The sequence below is a fragment of the Victivallis lenta genome (assembly GCF_009695545.1).
Classification (GTDB): Bacteria; Verrucomicrobiota; Lentisphaeria; order Victivallales; family Victivallaceae; genus Victivallis; species Victivallis lenta.
This window is the reverse complement of the sequence record NZ_VUNS01000036.1, coordinates 33,809-52,345: the sequence shown is the minus strand read 5'-3', so window position 1 is coordinate 52,345 and position 18,537 is coordinate 33,809. Positions and strand designations below refer to the sequence as shown.

Annotated in this window: 19 protein-coding genes; 16 read left to right on the top strand and 3 right to left on the bottom strand. The window is 46.2% G+C overall.

Translation table 11 applies throughout. From position 1 onward, the window contains the following. Positions 1-144: 144 nt before the first annotated feature. On the bottom strand, positions 145-1,599 hold the full coding sequence (locus tag FYJ85_RS20830; protein ID WP_206213363.1) for a DDE-type integrase/transposase/recombinase: 1,455 nt from the start codon (positions 1,597-1,599) through the stop codon (positions 145-147). Between the two features lie 187 nt (positions 1,600-1,786). Here FYJ85_RS20830 and FYJ85_RS20825 point away from each other — a divergent pair, with 187 nt between their 5' ends. The 3 genes from FYJ85_RS20825 (at position 1,787) to FYJ85_RS20815 (ending at position 4,111) form a co-directional block, all read left to right on the top strand. Beyond that, positions 1,787-2,155 carry a gamma-glutamylcyclotransferase family protein gene (locus FYJ85_RS20825; protein ID WP_154420639.1) on the top strand — a complete coding sequence of 123 codons (369 nt, stop codon included), beginning with the start codon at positions 1,787-1,789 and terminating at the stop codon, positions 2,153-2,155. 3 nt (positions 2,156-2,158) lie between these two features. Further along, the gene (locus FYJ85_RS20820) at positions 2,159-2,368 is read left to right on the top strand and encodes a hypothetical protein (protein ID WP_154420638.1); all 210 of its coding nucleotides are present in this window, start codon (positions 2,159-2,161) and stop codon (positions 2,366-2,368) included. A 93-nt stretch (positions 2,369-2,461) separates the two neighbouring features. Then, positions 2,462-4,111, top strand: a complete 1,650-nt coding sequence (locus FYJ85_RS20815) for a hypothetical protein (RefSeq protein ID WP_154420637.1) — start codon at positions 2,462-2,464, stop codon at positions 4,109-4,111. Positions 4,112-4,115: 4 nt separating this feature from the next. On the opposite strand, the gene FYJ85_RS20810 is transcribed toward FYJ85_RS20815, so the two are convergent. After that, entirely contained in the window at positions 4,116-4,544 is a 429-nt protein-coding gene (locus FYJ85_RS20810) for a DNA/RNA non-specific endonuclease (RefSeq protein ID WP_235903251.1), read from the bottom strand. Between the two features lie 211 nt (positions 4,545-4,755). On the opposite strand from FYJ85_RS20810, the gene FYJ85_RS20805 reads away from it, so the two are divergent. The 13 genes from FYJ85_RS20805 (at position 4,756) to FYJ85_RS20745 (ending at position 17,382) form a co-directional block, all read left to right on the top strand. After that, positions 4,756-4,956, top strand: coding sequence for a helix-turn-helix domain-containing protein (locus FYJ85_RS20805; RefSeq protein WP_154420635.1), 201 nt, complete (start codon positions 4,756-4,758; stop codon positions 4,954-4,956). Positions 4,957-5,028: 72 nt separating this feature from the next. Next, entirely contained in the window at positions 5,029-6,531 is a 1,503-nt protein-coding gene (locus tag FYJ85_RS20800; RefSeq protein ID WP_154420634.1) for a class I SAM-dependent DNA methyltransferase, read from the top strand. A gap of 1 nt (position 6,532) precedes the next feature. Next, positions 6,533-7,072, top strand: a complete 540-nt coding sequence (locus tag FYJ85_RS20795) for a restriction endonuclease subunit S (RefSeq protein WP_154420633.1) — start codon at positions 6,533-6,535, stop codon at positions 7,070-7,072. After that, positions 7,069-7,758, top strand: a complete 690-nt coding sequence (locus tag FYJ85_RS20790) for a restriction endonuclease subunit S (RefSeq protein WP_154420632.1) — start codon at positions 7,069-7,071, stop codon at positions 7,756-7,758. The genes FYJ85_RS20795 and FYJ85_RS20790 overlap by 4 nt, the downstream gene beginning before the upstream one ends. Before the next feature lie 73 nt (positions 7,759-7,831). Beyond that, positions 7,832-8,824, top strand: coding sequence for a site-specific tyrosine recombinase/integron integrase (gene xerA, locus FYJ85_RS20785; RefSeq protein WP_154420631.1), 993 nt, complete (start codon positions 7,832-7,834; stop codon positions 8,822-8,824). Continuing rightward, the gene (locus FYJ85_RS20780) at positions 8,821-10,014 is read left to right on the top strand and encodes a restriction endonuclease subunit S (RefSeq protein WP_154420630.1); all 1,194 of its coding nucleotides are present in this window, start codon (positions 8,821-8,823) and stop codon (positions 10,012-10,014) included. The genes xerA and FYJ85_RS20780 overlap by 4 nt, the downstream gene beginning before the upstream one ends. A gap of 26 nt (positions 10,015-10,040) precedes the next feature. Further along, positions 10,041-11,045: a DUF3644 domain-containing protein gene (locus tag FYJ85_RS20775; RefSeq protein ID WP_154420629.1), complete on the top strand. Its 1,005-nt coding sequence runs from the start codon at positions 10,041-10,043 to the stop codon at positions 11,043-11,045. 3 nt (positions 11,046-11,048) lie between these two features. Then, positions 11,049-14,069 (top strand): type I restriction endonuclease subunit R, encoded by a 3,021-nt coding sequence (locus tag FYJ85_RS20770; RefSeq protein ID WP_154420628.1) that lies wholly within the window; start codon positions 11,049-11,051, stop codon positions 14,067-14,069. Between the two features lie 11 nt (positions 14,070-14,080). Next, positions 14,081-14,854, top strand: coding sequence for a metallophosphoesterase (locus FYJ85_RS20765; protein WP_154420627.1), 774 nt, complete (start codon positions 14,081-14,083; stop codon positions 14,852-14,854). After that, on the top strand, positions 14,855-15,043 hold the full coding sequence (locus tag FYJ85_RS20760) for a hypothetical protein (RefSeq protein WP_154420626.1): 189 nt from the start codon (positions 14,855-14,857) through the stop codon (positions 15,041-15,043). 1 nt (position 15,044) lies between these two features. Continuing rightward, positions 15,045-15,689 carry a helix-turn-helix domain-containing protein gene (locus tag FYJ85_RS20755; RefSeq protein WP_154420625.1) on the top strand — a complete coding sequence of 215 codons (645 nt, stop codon included), beginning with the start codon at positions 15,045-15,047 and terminating at the stop codon, positions 15,687-15,689. Then, a complete protein-coding gene (locus tag FYJ85_RS20750; RefSeq protein ID WP_154420624.1) occupies positions 15,686-16,837 on the top strand; it encodes a hypothetical protein in 1,152 nt (383 codons plus the stop codon). Before FYJ85_RS20755 ends, FYJ85_RS20750 begins: the two co-directional genes overlap by 4 nt. After that, complete coding sequence (locus tag FYJ85_RS20745; RefSeq protein ID WP_154420623.1) at positions 16,834-17,382, top strand: hypothetical protein; 549 nt, start codon at positions 16,834-16,836, stop codon at positions 17,380-17,382. Before FYJ85_RS20750 ends, FYJ85_RS20745 begins: the two co-directional genes overlap by 4 nt. 350 nt (positions 17,383-17,732) lie before the next feature. Here the strand turns inward: FYJ85_RS20745 and FYJ85_RS20735 are convergent, their stop codons facing one another. Then, positions 17,733-18,500 (bottom strand): class I SAM-dependent methyltransferase, encoded by a 768-nt coding sequence (locus FYJ85_RS20735; protein WP_154420621.1) that lies wholly within the window; start codon positions 18,498-18,500, stop codon positions 17,733-17,735. Positions 18,501-18,537 lie beyond the last annotated feature (37 nt).

Sequence of the window (18,537 nt, the reverse complement as noted above, 5' to 3'; positions counted from 1 at the left end):
AACGGGTTCCACTCCGATTCGGCCCTGTTTCCGGTGCAGCTTTCATTTCACACCTTCCTCCTTGTTCAGAGAAAAGTGTTACCCGTTTTTACAAACTCTTCAAACCATTTTCCTGCAACTTAGCACAAAAATCGGATTTCAGAATTATGCGGCGGCCATAGCCAGCAAGGTTTCCCACTGTTTTGGATAACGCTCAATGCCTTGCAATGGTTCCCGGCTCAGCGGTGAATGCTTCAATCCGCCATGCGGCCTGAGGTAGTTGTAATATGCTACAAATAAAGTGGTCAGGCAAGTTGCGCCTTCCATGCTTTTCATTCCGGCCCTTGGCCGGGTATGGAATTTGTAAGTGCGATTGAGGCGTTCGACCAACTGTTTGCAAGGGCGGAATTCCTTGCTGATTTCGTCGAGGTTTTCCAGGCCGATGACTTTTGGTCCGGTCAAGACCGGAGCCTCCAGCCCTTGATTATAGGCCAGCAATGCCGAATCGTACGACGGAAGCCCATCCCGAACGAGGATAAATTGCTTTCCTTGATTGGTTTCTGGCTTTCCGTAAGCATCGTGCAACGTCGCCAGTGCCGGAACGGTTCCGCGCGTATCGGAAAGGTTGTAGCCGCAGATGGCTCTGGACGCCGCATCGATGATGAACCAGGTGTAATGCCATTCGTTTTCGATGATGAGATAGGTTTCGTCGGCGGCGGCTATAGGGCCGGGTTTCGGTAAGTCGGCATCGAGAAATGGCGCGATTCGGGCAGCGGCGGCATTGACGTAGTTGATGACGGTCTGATGGGAAAGTTTGATTCCGAAGAGACCCCAAAGCAGATCGCGGGTCAGGCGGGATGAGAGTCCGGCGTTGACGAAAAAGGTCAACACTAGGCCGACGACATGATGGGAGTTGTGAATGCTCCGCAAATCGACGTTGGTTGAGAACTCCGGACGGCGGCAGAGCAAATCCTCCGGTTTCAGGTGATATTCGCGATATTGATAATGGAGCTTGTAGTTCGGATCGAACTTTTGCGCTTGTCGTTTGACGCGTTCCTCACCGGTCAATCGGCTTTCTTGAGTAAGATAATGCGGACACTTGTAGCTGAAGCATTTGTAAATGGTTTCATGGGCGCGTTGCTTCCAGACGGAGAGCGCCGAGCCACAATGCGGACAAAAATATTTGGCGCCGCTTCTTTGCCGGATGCGTCCGGTGGTTCCAAGATGATTGCAGATTTTGCAACGGACTTGATTGCCTTTTTGGCCATCATTGAGGTAAAGGAAGTCGGCGGGAGCATTGCAGTGTTCGCACCGGCAATGCTCCGGAACGCTGAAGCCGCCGCGACGCCGAACCGGCTTTAGCAATTTGCCGGTTTGTTTTTCGATTGCATCTTTGAGTTCGCGCCAGTCGACTTGGGCGCGAGAGGGAGGCGCTGAAAGTGGCGGGGGGAGATCAACAAGAAATTTGCGATAATTTTCTGTTTTAGGTTCCGGTTTAAATTCAAATCCGGACCGTGTCCCGGAAAGTATTTCAAGAAAGAGCGGAACGATGGAGGCAAATTCATCGCAAGTGAGTTGCCGGCAAAGCCATTTCGCGAGCTTATCGAGAGAGTTTTTCAAGAGGACCTCCTTGTTGGAAGTTTCAGGCAAAATAACATGCCACAAGAAAGGCCTCTTGAACCTTTTGAAATCCGAAAAAAGAGAGGAAATTACTGAATTTGTAGTTTCCTCATTGAAATAGAAGTATTTAACATTGTCATAAAATGAAAATTTTTGACAAAAGCTTTATCAGAAAAAGGAGGCGCAAATGAAAAAAGAAACTGTCCTGATCGCCGCATACGGCACACTCCGTTCCGGCGAACGGAATGAACGTTTCTGCCGGAATGCCATTTCCCGCAGAAACGCAACCATCCCAGGCACACTCTATGACACCGGATGGGGATTCCCGGCATTTGTCCCGGCGGGGAAAACGAAGGTCACAGTCGAACTGATAGAGATCCCGATCCGGGACTGGGCAGATGTCGACCGTCTGGAGGGATATCCACGCCTCTACGATCGTGTTCTGACGGATTTCCGCCTGCCTGACGGTTCGACTGTTCAGGCATGGATCTACATCATGAACCATCTGCCGGAACAGGCAAAAATCATTCCCTCCGGCGACTGGAAGGCGAGGTGAACCATGGAAGAGACTGTATTGATTGAGCAGACCGCAAAGAAAATCAAACTCGCAGAACTGATCGTTTTGATGTGCTTGTTCGGAAGCATTGCCGCCGGGCTCGGGCTGATGTATCTCTGGCTTCCGCTCGGAATCGTCATGTTCTGCATTACAGGGATTTCATTCCTCGCATTCTGCGCTGTCCGCGTCTGGCGGTGGAGGGTGAATGGGTGATAGAGTAGATCCAACCTCCGGAAAAAGAGAAAGAACACGTTGCCATAAGACTCTTTTCATGGTATATTACATATTCTAATGCAGGAGCTGTTCATGCCGTTTTCTTATGCAAACACAAATTTCCGCCACCGGCGGCTAACCGTCTATCAGCTCCGGGCCACCGTGAATGCATCGGGCGATCTGGATAATGCCTTGCATGCGGTCGCGGATCTGGTGCTGAGTTACATTGCAAAGCATCTGTATGTAAAACTGCCATCAGAAGCAACGGAATACCGCAGTTTTGAACTTGATAGTGAAAGAGGACGATGTGAATGCGTATCGGTTGAAGAACGCCGCCTCTGGACTGCCCGGTTCCGTTTTACGACAAAGAATAACCTCTGCTGGTTCTATGATGTCGCTATGATTGAAGAGAACGGCAGGTTGTTGTTCGGTATTAAAATTGAGATTTCCACAGAAATCCCGCTGGAGGAAGCGCAAGCGCAACTGCCTCTTGTGACGGAGTTGCTTTCCAGAATCAGCCTGGCCCAGTTCAGACCGATCTCTGCTTCTTCATGGAAAATTAATGATCCAGCCGAAATTGAAGATCTTTATGCTCTTATCACTTCTCCGTATCGCAACTTGCCGGTTATTGTGATTTCTCAAGTAAACTGGAATCATTGGACGCTCACACCGAATCCTCCAGGTTTTCTGGTCAACGATGATTATCTCGCCAGACAGGTTGCCGGATATGCACACATCGTCCGGCTTTCCTTTCAGGCGGCGTTTGCATGGACAAAGCGTGTCGGGAAACCCTGGGCGGTTTACGACGGAGCATGCCGGACCTATTTTCAAAATGTCAATATTGAGAAAGGGATTCCCGCAGGCCATCCGGGCAACAGAAAAGATAAAATCTGGTATTGGGTATATGACGGAGATCGCGGACCGAATGCTTACACATCATTCCTGATCCATACCGTCCATCAAACAGCATCCACCAACCGGACGGACTGGCGCGGGTTGTATTTCGTTCCAGATGCCCGGATTCTTGCTGCGGAATTGGAGCTGGCTCACTCCACGCACCTTGCCAATGCACCTGCGCGCGAAGCTGCATTGAACCATCATGTCGCGGCCCTCCAGAGGAAATTGGACGCGGCGGAAGAAGAAAATGCGGATTGGCTGGCCGAAGTGGAACAAGCCCAGGAAATCGCGGAATTCTACCGGAATGAAAATATTTCCCTGCGTCGGCAGATTGATGTTCTGCGCAACCATCTGAAACGTCAAAGAGGTGACAAAGAGCTTGATACGGACGTGCCGATTCCCCGGGGATATGATGCCATGCCGGACTGGGTCCGCCAGCATCTCGCAGGACGTCTGATTCTCCATCCACGCGCAGAGCGGGCTGTCGGGAAAGCGGAATATGTCGAGCCGGAGATGGTATACCGGGCTCTTCTTATCCTCGCCAATGAATACCGCAACAGTCGCATGGGGATTGGCAGCGATGAGTCCTTTCGAACTGCGTTGGCAAAATACGGCATGGATTTTTCCGGTTCCATCGATAAAGCCAGAGCCGGTCAGGAGGGCGATGCCTATTTCGTCAATTATCCACCGGGAAGCAACAATCGGAGAATGCTTCAGTTTCACATTGAGCGAGGCAACTCACGTGAGCCGCGCTACTGCATGCGGATCTACTTCTTCTGGGATGAGGAGAGCAATCAAGTCGTAGTCGGATGGCTCCCCGGGCATCTCTCAAACCGGATCAGCTGAGAGACTACCACGACCACGCATCCAGTGTAATTGTGCTTTCCAGACGATCCTGCTCCTGCCGGGGAACGAGAGAAAAGAAATTCAGCCCGGTCTCTTTTTCAACCGCATCAACCGTGACAGCGAAATCCTGCAGAGGACGGGTACTTCCATTATTTGGAATGATAAAACCGATCATTTTTTGCGGCGGAGTCAGGTCATAGACGACCTTGTAGTACCGATCGGGAACCGTGACTTTGTTGTTTCCGATCGTGATGCTTTTCTCTTTCGGCAGAACAGGTCCGGTCACAACCATGATCTCGCCTTCATGAAGCGCAAATTTTCGCACCTGTTCTTCCAGACGTTTCCAACACGTTTGTCTCCGAGGCCACAGCGGGCAACTACGACGATCTCCTGACGACGGTGATGAGGTATGTGGTGGTGGAGTAACTTTCAAAGTGCAATTCCAAAGTGCCAAATTTGCACTTGGGAAAATAAATGACTTTTTGAGCCGATCCGGGCGTTGCTTTCGGGTCGGATTTTTTGTTTTTATCTTAGAAAAATCGTATGTGTGCGTAGAATCGCGTTTGAAAATTTGAAAAAGTATGCTATCTTTTGTATATTGGAGTTATAGACTTACAAAACTCAAATAACGACAAGAGGTTATTATGGACGATCGCTGGCTTTCAATGAAGGAAATTTGTGCTTACCTGGGCGTCAGCCATGACACGATTTCCCGCTGGATCGCCAACTATAATATGCCGTCAATGAAGATGGGTAAATGTTGGAAGTTTAAAAAAGACCAGATCGAGGGCTGGCTGGCAAAAGGCGGTCCTGAAAAAAGTAGAAAAAAAATTAACAAAGCGTAATAGAGTGGACGTTAGATGTCCAGGTTCCGATGATATATTACGGATATATAACCACACTCAAGGAGATAAAACATGACAGAAAACACTGCGAATATTGGTTTTGAGAAAGAGATCTGGGATGCCGCTTGTATTTTGCGCGGAAATATGGATGCTGCGGAATATAAGCAGGTGGTTCTTGGGCTTATCTTTCTGAAATATATCTCGGACAAATTTGAGGCCCGCTATAATGAACTTATGGCGGAAGATCCGGACTTTGCGGAAGATCGGGACGAATACACCTCCTGCAATGTGTTCTTCGTTCCGGCGGAAGCACGTTGGGCAAAGATTGCAGACGCGGCTCATACGCCTGAAATCGGCAGAACCATTGACGATGCGATGATTCTGATTGAAAAAGAAAACGTCCGACTGAAAGGCATCTTGCCGAAGAACTTTGCCCGCCCGGAACTGGACAAACGCCGTCTGGGTGATGTGGTGGACCTTTTCACCAATATCAAGATGAAAGATCATGGCGACACCCGCGACATTCTGGGCCGCACTTACGAATACTGCCTTGCTATGTTTGCCGAACAGGAAGGCAAGAAAGGCGGAGAATTTTTCACACCAGCCTGTGTGGTTAAAACGTTGGTTGAATTCCTGAAGCCTTACAACGGCCGGGTTTACGACCCTGCCTGCGGGTCCGGTGGCATGTTTGTGCAGTCGGCAAAGTTTGTGGAAAACCACCAGGGCAATATCAACAATATTTCGGTTTACGGTCAGGACTCCAATCCGACCACCTGGAAGATGGCACAGATGAATCTGGCGATCCGGGGCATTGAAGCAAATCTGGGAAATTATAACGCGGATACCTTTTTCAACGACTGTCATCCGACTTTAAAAGCTGACTTTGTGATGGCAAATCCTCCCTTCAACCTTTCCGATTGGGGGGCGGATCGCCTGAAAGATGATGTTCGTTGGAAATATGGTGTGCCGCCGTCAGGCAATGCGAACTTTGCCTGGCTTCAGCACATGATCCACCACCTGGCTCCCAACGGCAAAATTGGCATGGTGTTGGCGAATGGTTCTCTTTCGTCCCAATCCGGCGGCGAAGGCGAAATCCGCAAAAATATCATTGAAGATGATCTCGTATCTTGTATCGTTGCAATGCCGACACAGCTTTTTTATACGACACAGATCCCGGTTTCGCTGTGGTTCTTGAGCCGCAATAAAAAGCAAAAGGGGAAAACCTGCTTTATTGATGCCCGCAAAATGGGAACGATGGTTTCCCGGAAACTGCGTATGCTGACCGATGCAGACATTCAGGAACTTGCAAAAACTTTTGATGCCTACGAAAACGGGACGCTGGAAGATGTCAAAGGCTTCTGTGCTGTTGCCACCACAGCCCAGATTGCCGAACAGGATTATATTCTGACTCCGGGCAGATACGTTGGCATTGAAGAACAGGAAGATGACGGCGAGCCTTTCGATGAAAAAATGGAACGCCTGACCACCGAACTTTCAGCACTGTTCGCAAAATCCCACGATCTGGAAAGCGAGATCAAAAAGAATCTGAAAGCCATTGGATTCGAGGTGGAATGATATGAAAGAATATAAATTGTCTGAATTGGCAGATATTATAGGTGGTGGAACTCCGAAAACCTCTCGTTCAGATTATTGGGGTGGCGATATTCCCTGGCTTTCTGTTGTCGACTTTAATAACGATTTTAGACATGTATTTACAACCGAAAAAACAATTACAGAGGCTGGACTAAACAATAGTTCCACTCGAATATTGTATCCAGGAGAAATCATCATTTCTGCGCGGGGAACAGTTGGGGTATTGGCCCAGGTTGCAAAGGAAATGGCTTTTAATCAATCTTGCTATGGTTTAAGAGCAAAGCCTGGAATAACCTGTAATGACTATCTTTTTTATTTGCTGCGTCATTCCATCGAAACGATAAAAAAGAATACTCACGGCTCTGTTTTTGATACCATTACGCGGGACACATTTGAATCCATCTCAGTAATTTTACCAGACCTGAAGACACAACAAAAAGTTGCTTCAATTTTGACAGCCTTTGACGACAAAATTGAGCTGAACGCTCAGATAAACCATAATTTGGAGGGGATCGCTGCATGAAAATTGTTATCGTGACAATTTTTATGGCTTTGTGCCTGTTTCCTGCTTATGGAAACCATAATTTGGAAGAACAGGCAAAGGCAATCTTCAAATCTTGGTTTGTAGATTTTGATCCGTTCCAGAATGGAGCGTTTGTCGACTCTGAACTTGGACAGATCCCAGCAGGATGGAATGTAGGCACATTAAAAGACATGCTTGAAATACGGTATGGAAAGGATCATAAGAAATTGGCGGATGGAGCAATTCCTGTTTATGGATCGGGAGGACTTATGCGCTATGCCGAAAAAGCTTTATTTTCAGGGGAATCAGTTTTGATCCCTCGGAAAGGTACTTTGAATAATGTTATGCGGGTAATTGGCGATTTTTGGACCGTTGATACGATGTTTTATTCTGTGCCGAAAAAAGCAGGAGCAGCTAAATATACATACCATATTTTATCGGCCTTAGATTTAGCATCTATGAATAGTGGTTCTGCGGTTCCAAGCATGACAACAGATATACTTAATGCAATAAAAATCGTACTTCCCGCAGAAAATGTGTTAAAAGAATTTGACCGTTTGACATCTTTTTTCTGGGAAACTATTGAAACAAACAAAATGGAATCCCAAAGACTGGCACAGCTTCGTGACGCACTGCTTCCGAAGCTGATGGCCGGAGAAATTGACGTGTCGGAAGTGGAAATCTAAATAGCAATTTAGCGGAGTATCCTGATATAATATGTGCAGTTTACCTTAACCATCATAAATCAGGAGAAACAATATGAAAGAAAAATTGATGAAGGAAATTCAACAGGCTATGAACGGAAAATTGAGCGATCGCCAGAAAGAACAGCTGGTGACCGCTATGCGGAGCTGTCTGCAAAAATACCAGATCTCCGAACCGGTCTCGCCTGTTGATAATACACAAGAAGCGAATAATCGCCTGTTGACCATGTTTATTTCGGCAAAGCAAATAGAAGGCTGTTCCGGGAAAACGGTCATTTATTATCAGGAAACAATAGGTCGCTTCTTTGCCTGGATCAAAAAAGAAATAACGCTGATTGATACCGACGATCTTCGCCTGTATCTGGCAGAATACCAACAGGAACGGAATGTCAGCAAGGTTACTATTGACAATATACGCCGGATTCTCTCCAGCTTTTTTGCCTGGCTTGAGGATGAAGATTATATCGTTAAAAGTCCGGTGCGGCGTATCCATCGGATCAAGACCGCAAAGATCATTAAAGAAGCGTTTACCGACGAAACCATTGAAGTTTTGCGTGATACTTGTTCTGAAATTCGCAACTTGGCAATGGTGGAACTGCTGGCTTCCTCCGGGATGCGTGTTGGAGAACTGGTCAAACTGAACCGAACGGATATAAACTTCAACGAGCGATCCTGCATCGTTTTCGGGAAAGGCAGCAGCGAACGGGAAGTTTATTTCGATGCCCGGACAAAGATTCATCTGTGGCAATATTTGAACAGCAGAACAGACGATAACCCGGCTCTTTTTGTTTCGCTGAGATCCCCGCACAAACGGCTGGAAATCGGCGGGGTTGAATTTCTACTCCGGAAGCTGGGGAGAATCGCTGCTATTGAAAATGTACATCCGCACCGGTTCCGGCGAACACTGGCAACACGTGCGATTGATAAAGGTATGCCAATTGAACAAGTCCAGCGTCTGCTTGGGCATAAAAAGATTGATACGACCATGTGCTATGCTCTGGTCAATCAAAGTAACGTAAAAATTGCTCACCGGAGGTATGTGGGATGAATATAACAAAAGTAAAATTATCAGATATTTGCATTGGAAAAGGTAATTATGGTATCCCTGCTTCTGCGGTTCCATTTTCAGAGGATCTTTACACTTATCTGCGTATAACGGATATAAATGATGATGGAACATTGAATCTTGCCGATAAGAAATCTGTGAACGATCCCAAAGCAAAAAATTATATTCTGAAAGAGAATGACATTGTTTTTGCAAGAACTGGCAACAGTACGGGAAGAAGTTATTTTTACGACTCTCGGGATGGTGAACTTGTTTACGCAGGATTTTTGATTAAATTTTCTCTTGATCACCAGAAAGTGAATCCCTTGTTTATAAAATATTATGCCATTTCAGAAGCGTATCGTGGTTGGATCGCATCTTTTAACACTGGAAGTACACGCGGAAATATAAATGCTCAAACATACGCAAATATGGAGATTCCGCTTCCCCCGCGTTCACAACAGGATTTGACTGTCGATATTTTATCTTCTCTTGATTCAAAGATACGATGGAACACTCAGATAAACCATAATTTGGAAGAACAAATACGAGTGCTCTTTGAAGATTTTTTCATAAATTCGCAGCATTGTGCAAATTGGAAACAAGGTACTATTGCGGATCTGGGAAATGTTGTTGGCGGAAGTACCCCATCCAAAGCGAAGCCTGAATACTATACATCAAATGGAATTGCATGGATAACGCCTAAAGATTTGTCGGGAAACAAATCAAAGTTCATATCGAAGGGAGAGTCAGATATAACGCCAGCAGGATTGCGAAATAGCAGTGCTGTCATTATGCCACGCGGAACAGTATTGTTTAGTTCGAGAGCTCCTATCGGTTATATTGCTATTGCAAAAAATGAAATCACCACAAATCAAGGGTTCAAATCTGTTGTACCGCATTTACATATCGGAACTGCATTTGTTTATTGTTTTCTGAAGCACAATTTGCCTAAGATTGAATCAATGGCATCTGGTTCAACATTTAAAGAAGTGTCTGGCAGTGTAATGAAAGCTATTCCAGCTGTTATCCCTGCGAAAGAAGCCTTGATGAATTTTTCAACGATTACACAGCCTTTATTTGACCAGCAAGAATTACTTGAATCAGAAAACCAAAGACTGACTCGGCTGCGGGACGCCCTGCTGCCCAAGCTGATGTCCGGGGAAATCGACGTGTCGGAAGTGGAAATCTAAATAGCAATTTAGCGGAGCAGAAAATTATGGGAAGAATTCGTAGAGTTGGTTCAGTAAAGCAAGAATTATTGCAAAAATCAAAAGAAGCTGCACTTTCTGCCGTTCAAATATTTAATAACCCTAATATTTCTTTTAAAGCTGAAACCTATATTGTCCTTATGATAATAGCCTGGACATATTTGTTACATGCATTTTATAGAAGCACAGGCATTGAATATCGCTATTTTCAAACTCAAGCCAATGGAAAAAGAAAATTTGATCGAACAAAAAATGGTGCATATAAATTCTGGGAACTCGAAAGATGTTTAAACGATGAATCCTCGCCATTAGATAAAGATACATCCAATAATTTACGTTTTCTCATTGGCATAAGACACGAAATAGAACACCAAATGACAACGCGTATAGATGATATTCTCTCCGCTAAATTTCAAGCCTGTTGTTTGAACTATGATGAATATTTAAGAAAATTATTTAATGACAGCACAATGCAGCGTCATCTATCATTTAGTTTGCAATTTTCATCTATTTCTGATGAACAAAAAGAAATGCTGTCTGACAAAAAAGATTTGCCAGGAAATATAAAGTCATATATTCTTAATTTTGATAAATTACTGTCTGATGTAGAATATGGATCTCCCAAATATGCTTATCGCATTCTTTTTGTTCCCAAAACGGCAAACAGAAAAGGACAAGCTGACCAAGTAATTGAATTTGTGAAAGCTGATTCTGAATTGGCAGAAAAAGTAAATGCTCACTACGCTGTCATAAAAGAAACAGAACGCCCTAAATTTTTACCTGGTCAGATAGTAAGTTATGTGCAGTCTAAAGGTTATGGAAAATTTAGGATGCATGAACATACCATGTTAGTCAAGCAAGAAGATGCTAAAAATACTGCAAAAGGATTTGGCGTAATGATTGCGGGAAAAGATTGGCGCTGGTATCAATCGTGGTTGGATTTTGTTTTGGACCATTGTCAAAAAAATAAATCGTTGTATGAGGGTCCAGTTTCATTAAAGAAAAGAGCATAAAATATGGCATATACAGAAGCAAATTATGAAAATGCGGTGATCCAGCTGATTGAACAGCTCGGATATACCCATGTTTACGGGCCGGATGTGGTTCGGGACTATACCGATCCGTTGTATTCGGATGTTTTGGAAGGGGCTCTTATCGCTGTCAATCCTGGTATTCCTCAGGCGGCGATCAACGAAGCCTTGTTCAAACTCCGCAATATCGAAAACGGCAAACTGGAACAGCGGAATATCATTTTTACTGATTATCTGCAAAATGGTATTGAGGTAGCCTATTTTCATAACGGCGAGCAGAAATATGAGCGTGTTCACCTGATCGACTATGCCCATATTGACCGCAACAGTTTTATTGTCGCCAATCAATGGACCTTTCAGGAACACTCCGAAAAACGCCCCGATGTGGTAATCTTTGTCAATGGTCTGCCGCTGGTCGTTATTGAACTCAAATCTCCGTCAAGAGAAGAAACCGATGCCTCGGAAGCATACCGGCAGCTCCGCAACTATATGCTGGAAATTCCGTCATTCTTTGTTTACAATGCTTTCTGTGTTATGAGCGATATGGCGGAAACCCGTGTCGGAACGATCACCTCCGGCGAAGATCGTTTTATGCAATGGAAAACCGTTGACGGCGAAACCGAAAGCACAGCCTTTGCTGACTTTAATGTGCTTTTTGAAGGAATGTTGGAAAAACAGCGTTTCTTTGACATTTTGCGGAACTTCATTTGCTTTTCCCGCGACAATGGCAATGATGCGAAAATCCTCGCTGGTTATCACCAGTTCTATGCTGTCCGCAAAGCTGTTGTTTCCACCGTTAATGCCACACAGACCGACGGGCGCGGCGGCGTTTTCTGGCACACACAGGGCAGCGGTAAATCCCTGTCTATGGTCTTTTATGCCCACTTGCTCCAGCAGGAACTCAACAGTCCCACCATTGTTGTATTGACCGACCGCAATGACCTTGACGATCAGCTCTACGGACAGTTTTCCAAGTGTCAGGAGTTCCTCCGGCAGATTCCGCAGCAGGCTTCCAGCCGGGAGAACCTGAAAGAGCTGCTTGCCAATCGGGAAGCAAACGGCATTATTTTCACCACCATGCAGAAGTTTGAGGAATCCGATTCCGCACTTTCTCAGCGGCGCAACATTGTTGTAATGGCGGACGAAGCTCACCGGGGACAGTATGGTTTTGAAAAGATCAACGAGGACGGCAAAATTCATATCGGTACAGCCCGGATCATCCGCGACAGTCTCCCCAATGCCACATTTATCGGTTTTACCGGAACTCCGATCTCGCAAAAAGACCGCAACACCCGCGAGGTTTTCGGTGACTATATCGACATTTACGATATGACTCAGGCTGTGGAAGATGGCGCAACACGCCCTGTCTTTTACGAAAGCCGCGTGATTCATTTGAACCTTGACGAAAAGATCTTGAAAAAGATCGACTCTGAATATGAGCTTCTGGCACAAAACGCAGAAGAACACGCCATCGAAAAAAGCAAAAAAGAGCTGGGCCAAATGGAAAGCATCCTCGGAGCACCCCAGACCATAGAAGCTCTCTGCAATGACATTGTGGATCACTACGAAAACTACCGGGCGCAGGAATTGACCGGCAAAGCCATGATCGTGGCATACTCCCGACCGATTGCAATGGATATTTACCGGAAACTCCTCGAAATGCGTCCCGCTTGGAATGAAAAAATTGCAGTGGTGATGACTTCCGGCAACGACGATCCCGAAGAATGGCGCAGTATCATCGGCAACAAGTCCCGCAAAGATGAACTTGCCCGTAAGTTCAAAGACAACGACGATCCGCTGAAAATCGCTATCGTTGTTGATATGTGGCTCACCGGCTTTGATGTTCCGTCATTGGCGACGATGTACGTTTATAAGCCCATGTCCGGACACAATCTCATGCAGGCGATTGCCCGTGTTAATCGTGTGTTCAAAAATAAAGAAGGCGGTCTTGTGGTCGATTATGTCGGCATTGCCAGCGCATTGAAACAGGCGATGAACGACTATTCCAAACGCGACCAGAGCAACTACGGGGATACCGATATTGGCAAGGCTGTACTGCCCAAATTTCAGGAGAAACTGGAAGTTTGCCGGGATCTCTTTCACGGTTTCGATTATGCCAACTTTATGGACGGAACCGACCTTCAGCGTTCCCAACTTATCATTGGCGGCGTGAACTTCCTTTCCGATCCGAAAGAACCGAAAAAGAAAGAACTCTTTATCAAAGAAGGTCTGCTGCTTCGTCAGGCGTTGTCGCTTTGTCGCAGCATTGTTCCGCAAAACGAACGTTATGAAGCTGCTTTCTTTGAAGCCGTCAGAACCATGCTTACCCGTATTACCGGCAATCCCAAGCATTTCTCATTGAAAGAGATCAACGAACGGATCAATGAACTGCTGAAACAGAGTATCAAAAGCGACGGCGTTATCAACCTTTTTGCCGATGTAAAAGAAGGTTTTTCGCTTTTTGATCCAAAGTTCCTGGAAGAAATTTCCAAGATGAAGGAAAAGAATGTTGCTATTGAAATTCTGAAAAAACTGATCGCAGAACAGGTCTCGGTCTATCGTCGTACCAATGTGGTGAAATCGGAACTCTTTTCTGAAAAGCTCCAGCGGGCGATGAACGCTTACCTCAACGGTATGCTGACCAACGAAGAAGTGATCGAAGAACTGAAAAAGATGGCAGCCGAAATCGCCGCTGCCGCCGCCAGCAGTAATCAGCTTGGCTTATCCGTCGAAGAGATCGCGTTTTATGATGCCTTGACCAAACCGCAGGCAGTCAAAGACTTTTACGACAATGACCAGTTGGTGGCGATCACCAAAGAACTGACCGAAATGCTCCGAAGCAATCGAACCGTTGACTGGCAGAAAAAAGAAACCGCCAGAGCAAAAATGCGTTCAATGGTAAAACGCCTGCTGAAAAAATACAAATATCCGCCTGAAGGTCAGGAAGAAGCTCTGGAAACCGTAATCAGCCAGTGCGAAATGTGGACGGATAACTCGTTATTATAAAAGGGCGTGTTATGCATATCCTCTGCCTTTCCGATCTTCACCTGCGTTCCGAAGCGGTCGTTGACGCGATCGACCGGAAGAAGCTGTCTCCGTTTCTGTCGGGCATAGCGGCGCGTGTGGCCGAGGTTTCTCCTGGAGCCGTTGTCGTTACCGGGGACACCGTTTGCCCGGCCCAGGTGCGCCTGCTTTCGGCCTTGTTGCGAAGCGTGATCTCCGGCGACCTGCCGATCGTGGTCACGCTGGGCAATCACGAGTTCTGGGGCCGGACGTTTGAGGACACTTTGGAAAAACTGAAGGCGCAGACCGTTGCCGACAAAAATATCTTTTATCTGGACCTTTGTGGCAGCGTGATCCTCGATGGCGTGAACTTCGTCGGCGGAACGCTGTTCTTTGACGGCTCCATGCGCATCCGGGATAATCAGCGAATCGACCAGTGGGATGGCTGGCAAGATTGGCGGATCATCGACGTTGAAAGCCGCTACATGGAATTTAACGCTTATTACGTTGATATGATCCGGACCAGTATGAAGCCGGGGATGCCGACTGCGCTTTGCACGCATCACGTTCCGCACGTCAGGCTGAACGGTCACGAGCCGGGCCATTACAGCTTTTATACCGGCATGCAGGACCTTGTTCACGATCTGCCTTTTGATCCGCTTTACAACAACTATTTGATCTGTGGCCACACCCACCGGCGCGTGATCGGAGAGGTCGTTCCCGGCTTCATGGGAGTCAACGTCGGCAGTGATTACGACCGGCTGGAATCCTTTGTGCTGGAGGTATAAATGACGGAAGCTGGCAAATCTGATAATTGGGCCACTTTGTCTCCGGCCGAAAAGAAGCTGGAGTTATTCCGTCGCCAGAAGGAACTGCTCGACACGTTCCTTGCCACCGGTGCGATCAGCCAGTCCCAGCACGACAAAAGCCTGAACTGCCTGATTGAGAAGATGGGCATCGGAGAGGAGAACAGGTAATATGGCAAAGCCGACAAAAGAACAGAAACGGAAAGCGAAGCTCAAGGCAAAAAAACAGCAGGCGATCCATAATCAGCAGTCGCTGACGGAACGCTTATCCATTGCTTTGGAAAAGCTTTGCGAACCTGTCTTGCCGGAATATATTGATGACTCCAGAGGTCCGGATCTTACCGGACGGAGTATTGTCTGGCAAATGGGAATGATTGCTTGGAACATCCATGTTACCGGGCGGCAGGAGCTTGCCGACTGCGCCTTTGCCGGAAGCAAACTTGATGCAGAACAGCAGATTCTGGTCCGTAAAGAAATCGCCGGTCTTGTGCAACGAAAAATTGAACTTTATCCCCGGCAAATGACTGCGATCCGTGATGTTGCCGCAACGCTTGTAAACGGCTCTCCACGGGCGAAAGCCCGACCGGGGGACACTTTCCCGGAACTGCCAGCAAAGCCCGTCAGCGAGCCTAAAAAGCCCCTTTGTGCCGAAGACATCGCCGCTCTGCGTAAAGCGATGAAACTCACGCAGGTGAAGTTTGGAGAAATCTTCGGCGTTACTGCCAGAAAGGTCTCTGAATGGGAACACGGGAAGTCGCAGCCATCCGCAGAACAGAGTGAGAAGATGAACTCTTTAAATAAGGAAAATGTACAATGAGCGCAGAAAAAACGAAACAGCATTTTGCTGAAATTTGCGAGTGCCTTTGGGACAAGGCTCAGTATCAAGAAAAACTCGACAAAGAAGTCGTGTCTGCTATGAGGAAGTTTATTGCAAACTTTACCATGATTGCATGGAACGCCTGCATAATGCAAAAGACATATTCAGATGTAAAGAAATTCTTAAAAAAGTTTACAGAAGAAAACTTCGGAAGTGGTCATAGTGCATCACAGTATGTTTTTGATGCAGCTGAGTTGAAATGGAGAGAGTATCGGGAAGATACTGATACCATTGCTTCTGTTGATGTGAAAGTTGTCGATGGCAAACCACAGGCGATTGCTTATTTGAAAGATGAATGTCCTGAAAAATCATCTGCGAGAAATCCGTTTTTCGAGTACCTGAATTCTATGGGGATTCAAACGCAATGGGGCGTAAATATGGAAGATTGTCCTGACAAAACAGCGTCATTACATAATTTTTTGCCATTCACATCCCCTTTTATAATAGAAGATGAAGACGATGATTGTCCAGATTATGAACTGAACTCCCATGGAGAACCGCCGCCTCAATATGAGGATGCCGAACCGCCGGCTGTCATACATCCGGAGCTACTGAAACTCGTCAAGCGGAAATGCCCGCGATGGGATGGCGATCCGGATTGCATTTTTGTCGACGAACACGACAATATCCCGGCCCAAAAGGATGTCAAAAACTTTGTGCGGGGCAAAGTGATTGTTTCCGTGATGGGAATGGAATCATGCGATTTTCAGGCGGACTTCCCTTCGCTGAAGTCTCTCTTCCGAAAAGATACAATGGAGGATGCGTATTGCAACAATTTTTTCATTTCCTTCGTCCGAAACATCATTGAAGCTCTTGTGGAAAATGAATATATCGCCAACGTAAACAACGATGCTTTCATAAAAATATTTTCGGCCATGGCCAACGATCCGGACTCCCCGTCGCAATCGTTTCTTCATAATATGATCTGGACGGCGGCGGCCTGTTTTCTGCTTCAGTATGAATGCAGTCAAAAGGAATTTTCCAAGATACTTCGCCGTCTGAGCAAGACAATCCGAGAAAATACCAGGGTGACGTTTTATGACTTTTGCCTCGGAAATTTTGAAGACGGCGGAGATGAGCAGGAATGACACAGCCAGCGAAAACAACTCATCCTCAGGTATGGCGGGGAAAGACCTCCAATACCGTTTTGCTTGACGGACGGGAGGTCTCGCCGCCAACGGGCTGGAGTTTTTGTCCGGCCGGAGATCCGGCGTTGACCCGCCGTTTGAAAAAGACCGGTATTTGCTGGATTTTGGTTCATAAGCGGAAAAACAGGCTCGAAACACTCGGACTTTGGACCGATTCGGCACGGATTGAATCCATTCGGCGGGAGTTGACAGCCGAACGCGCCGATCCAGCGTATCAGAAGAAATTGGATTCCGCCCGTAAAAAGCGCGAAGCGGAACAGGAAGCCTATGTCATTGAATTCCGACAGGCAGTCATTGACTTTCTTGCCTTTGCGCCGCGATATGAGGATTTCGCACGGCGTCTTGCCGATGCGGTAACCGAACAGGCGGTTCCGGTCGGGAGCGGGACAGTCGCAAGAACGGAACGAATTCCCATTCGACAAATTCAAGTATATGAAGTTACATCTGGTGTGTTTTCGCAAGCAAAATATTCGCAAAATTGTTAATATTTTACCTGTTATTTTCGGCTGTTAATTTTCTTAGTATCAAAATAGTATCATAAAAGGCAGGGAAATGCAACAGAATTATGTGGAGCTCTACATAATTCCGGCACGGACGGACGCTGCCAGGCATAGCGGATAACAGCCTTGCAAAAGGCGTTGTATCTGCGCTGGATATACTCTTGGTAGGCTTTCTGGTCGTTCATGGAAATTCCCCCTCTCTGAATAATAGTGCAGGGCGGCAGCACTCCTTGCTGTCGCCCCTTGATTGCCTACCAGCAAAGGCGGGCGGCGGCGCGTATGCGCCGCCGCCCGCTGGCTCGGCTGGGTTTGCTATTTATCCGACAAACTTGAATTTATTTTAAGTTATCACGTTTTACCTTCTTAAGCCTTACTATCATTACCATAGGAATTTCTTTGTTGGTTTTGAAACATTCTTCATAAAATCCATCAATGACAAATCCAGCTCTAAAACAAAGGTTAAAAATATCTTGTATGGAACGATGATAATAAATCTGCTCTTTCGGTTGCCCTTCAATCGCTATATCATAGTAACTGTGCGGTGTCATATATTTTTCAGTCAACGTGACAAAACAAGGGTGTTGCGTTGCAAAGACAAAAATTCCGCTTTCCTGCAACAGTTCATAAACAGCCATAAGAAGTGGTTCAATATCCGTAATATCCATAATTGCCATATTAGAAACTGCTTTCGTAAAGGCTCGATTTCTTTTTAATTCTAATATACTTTTTCTATCGGTCGCATCCGCCACACAAAATTCAATTTGTTTTGCATATTGTGATTGCCGTCTTTTAGCCAATTCTATCATTTTTTTGCTGTAATCAAAAGCGACAACCGAAGCGCCTCTTTGTGCAAGATACGAAGAATAATTTCCATTGCCACACGCAATATCCAAAATGTAATCCGCAGGATTAGGAGATAGAAGTTCCGTTACTTTGGGACGCACTACCTCTCTGTGAAATTCATTAGATTCGTCACCCATTGCATTATCCCAAAATTGTGCGTTCTCCTCCCAGATTTTTTTACTTTCCTCTGTTCCCATGTTCTCTCCCACTCCCCAAATTTGCTTTTTTGCTTCCATTAAATCTTCCTTACTATATTCCATTGTTACCCTCCATAACTTCTGATTGTTGCCGTCTTGA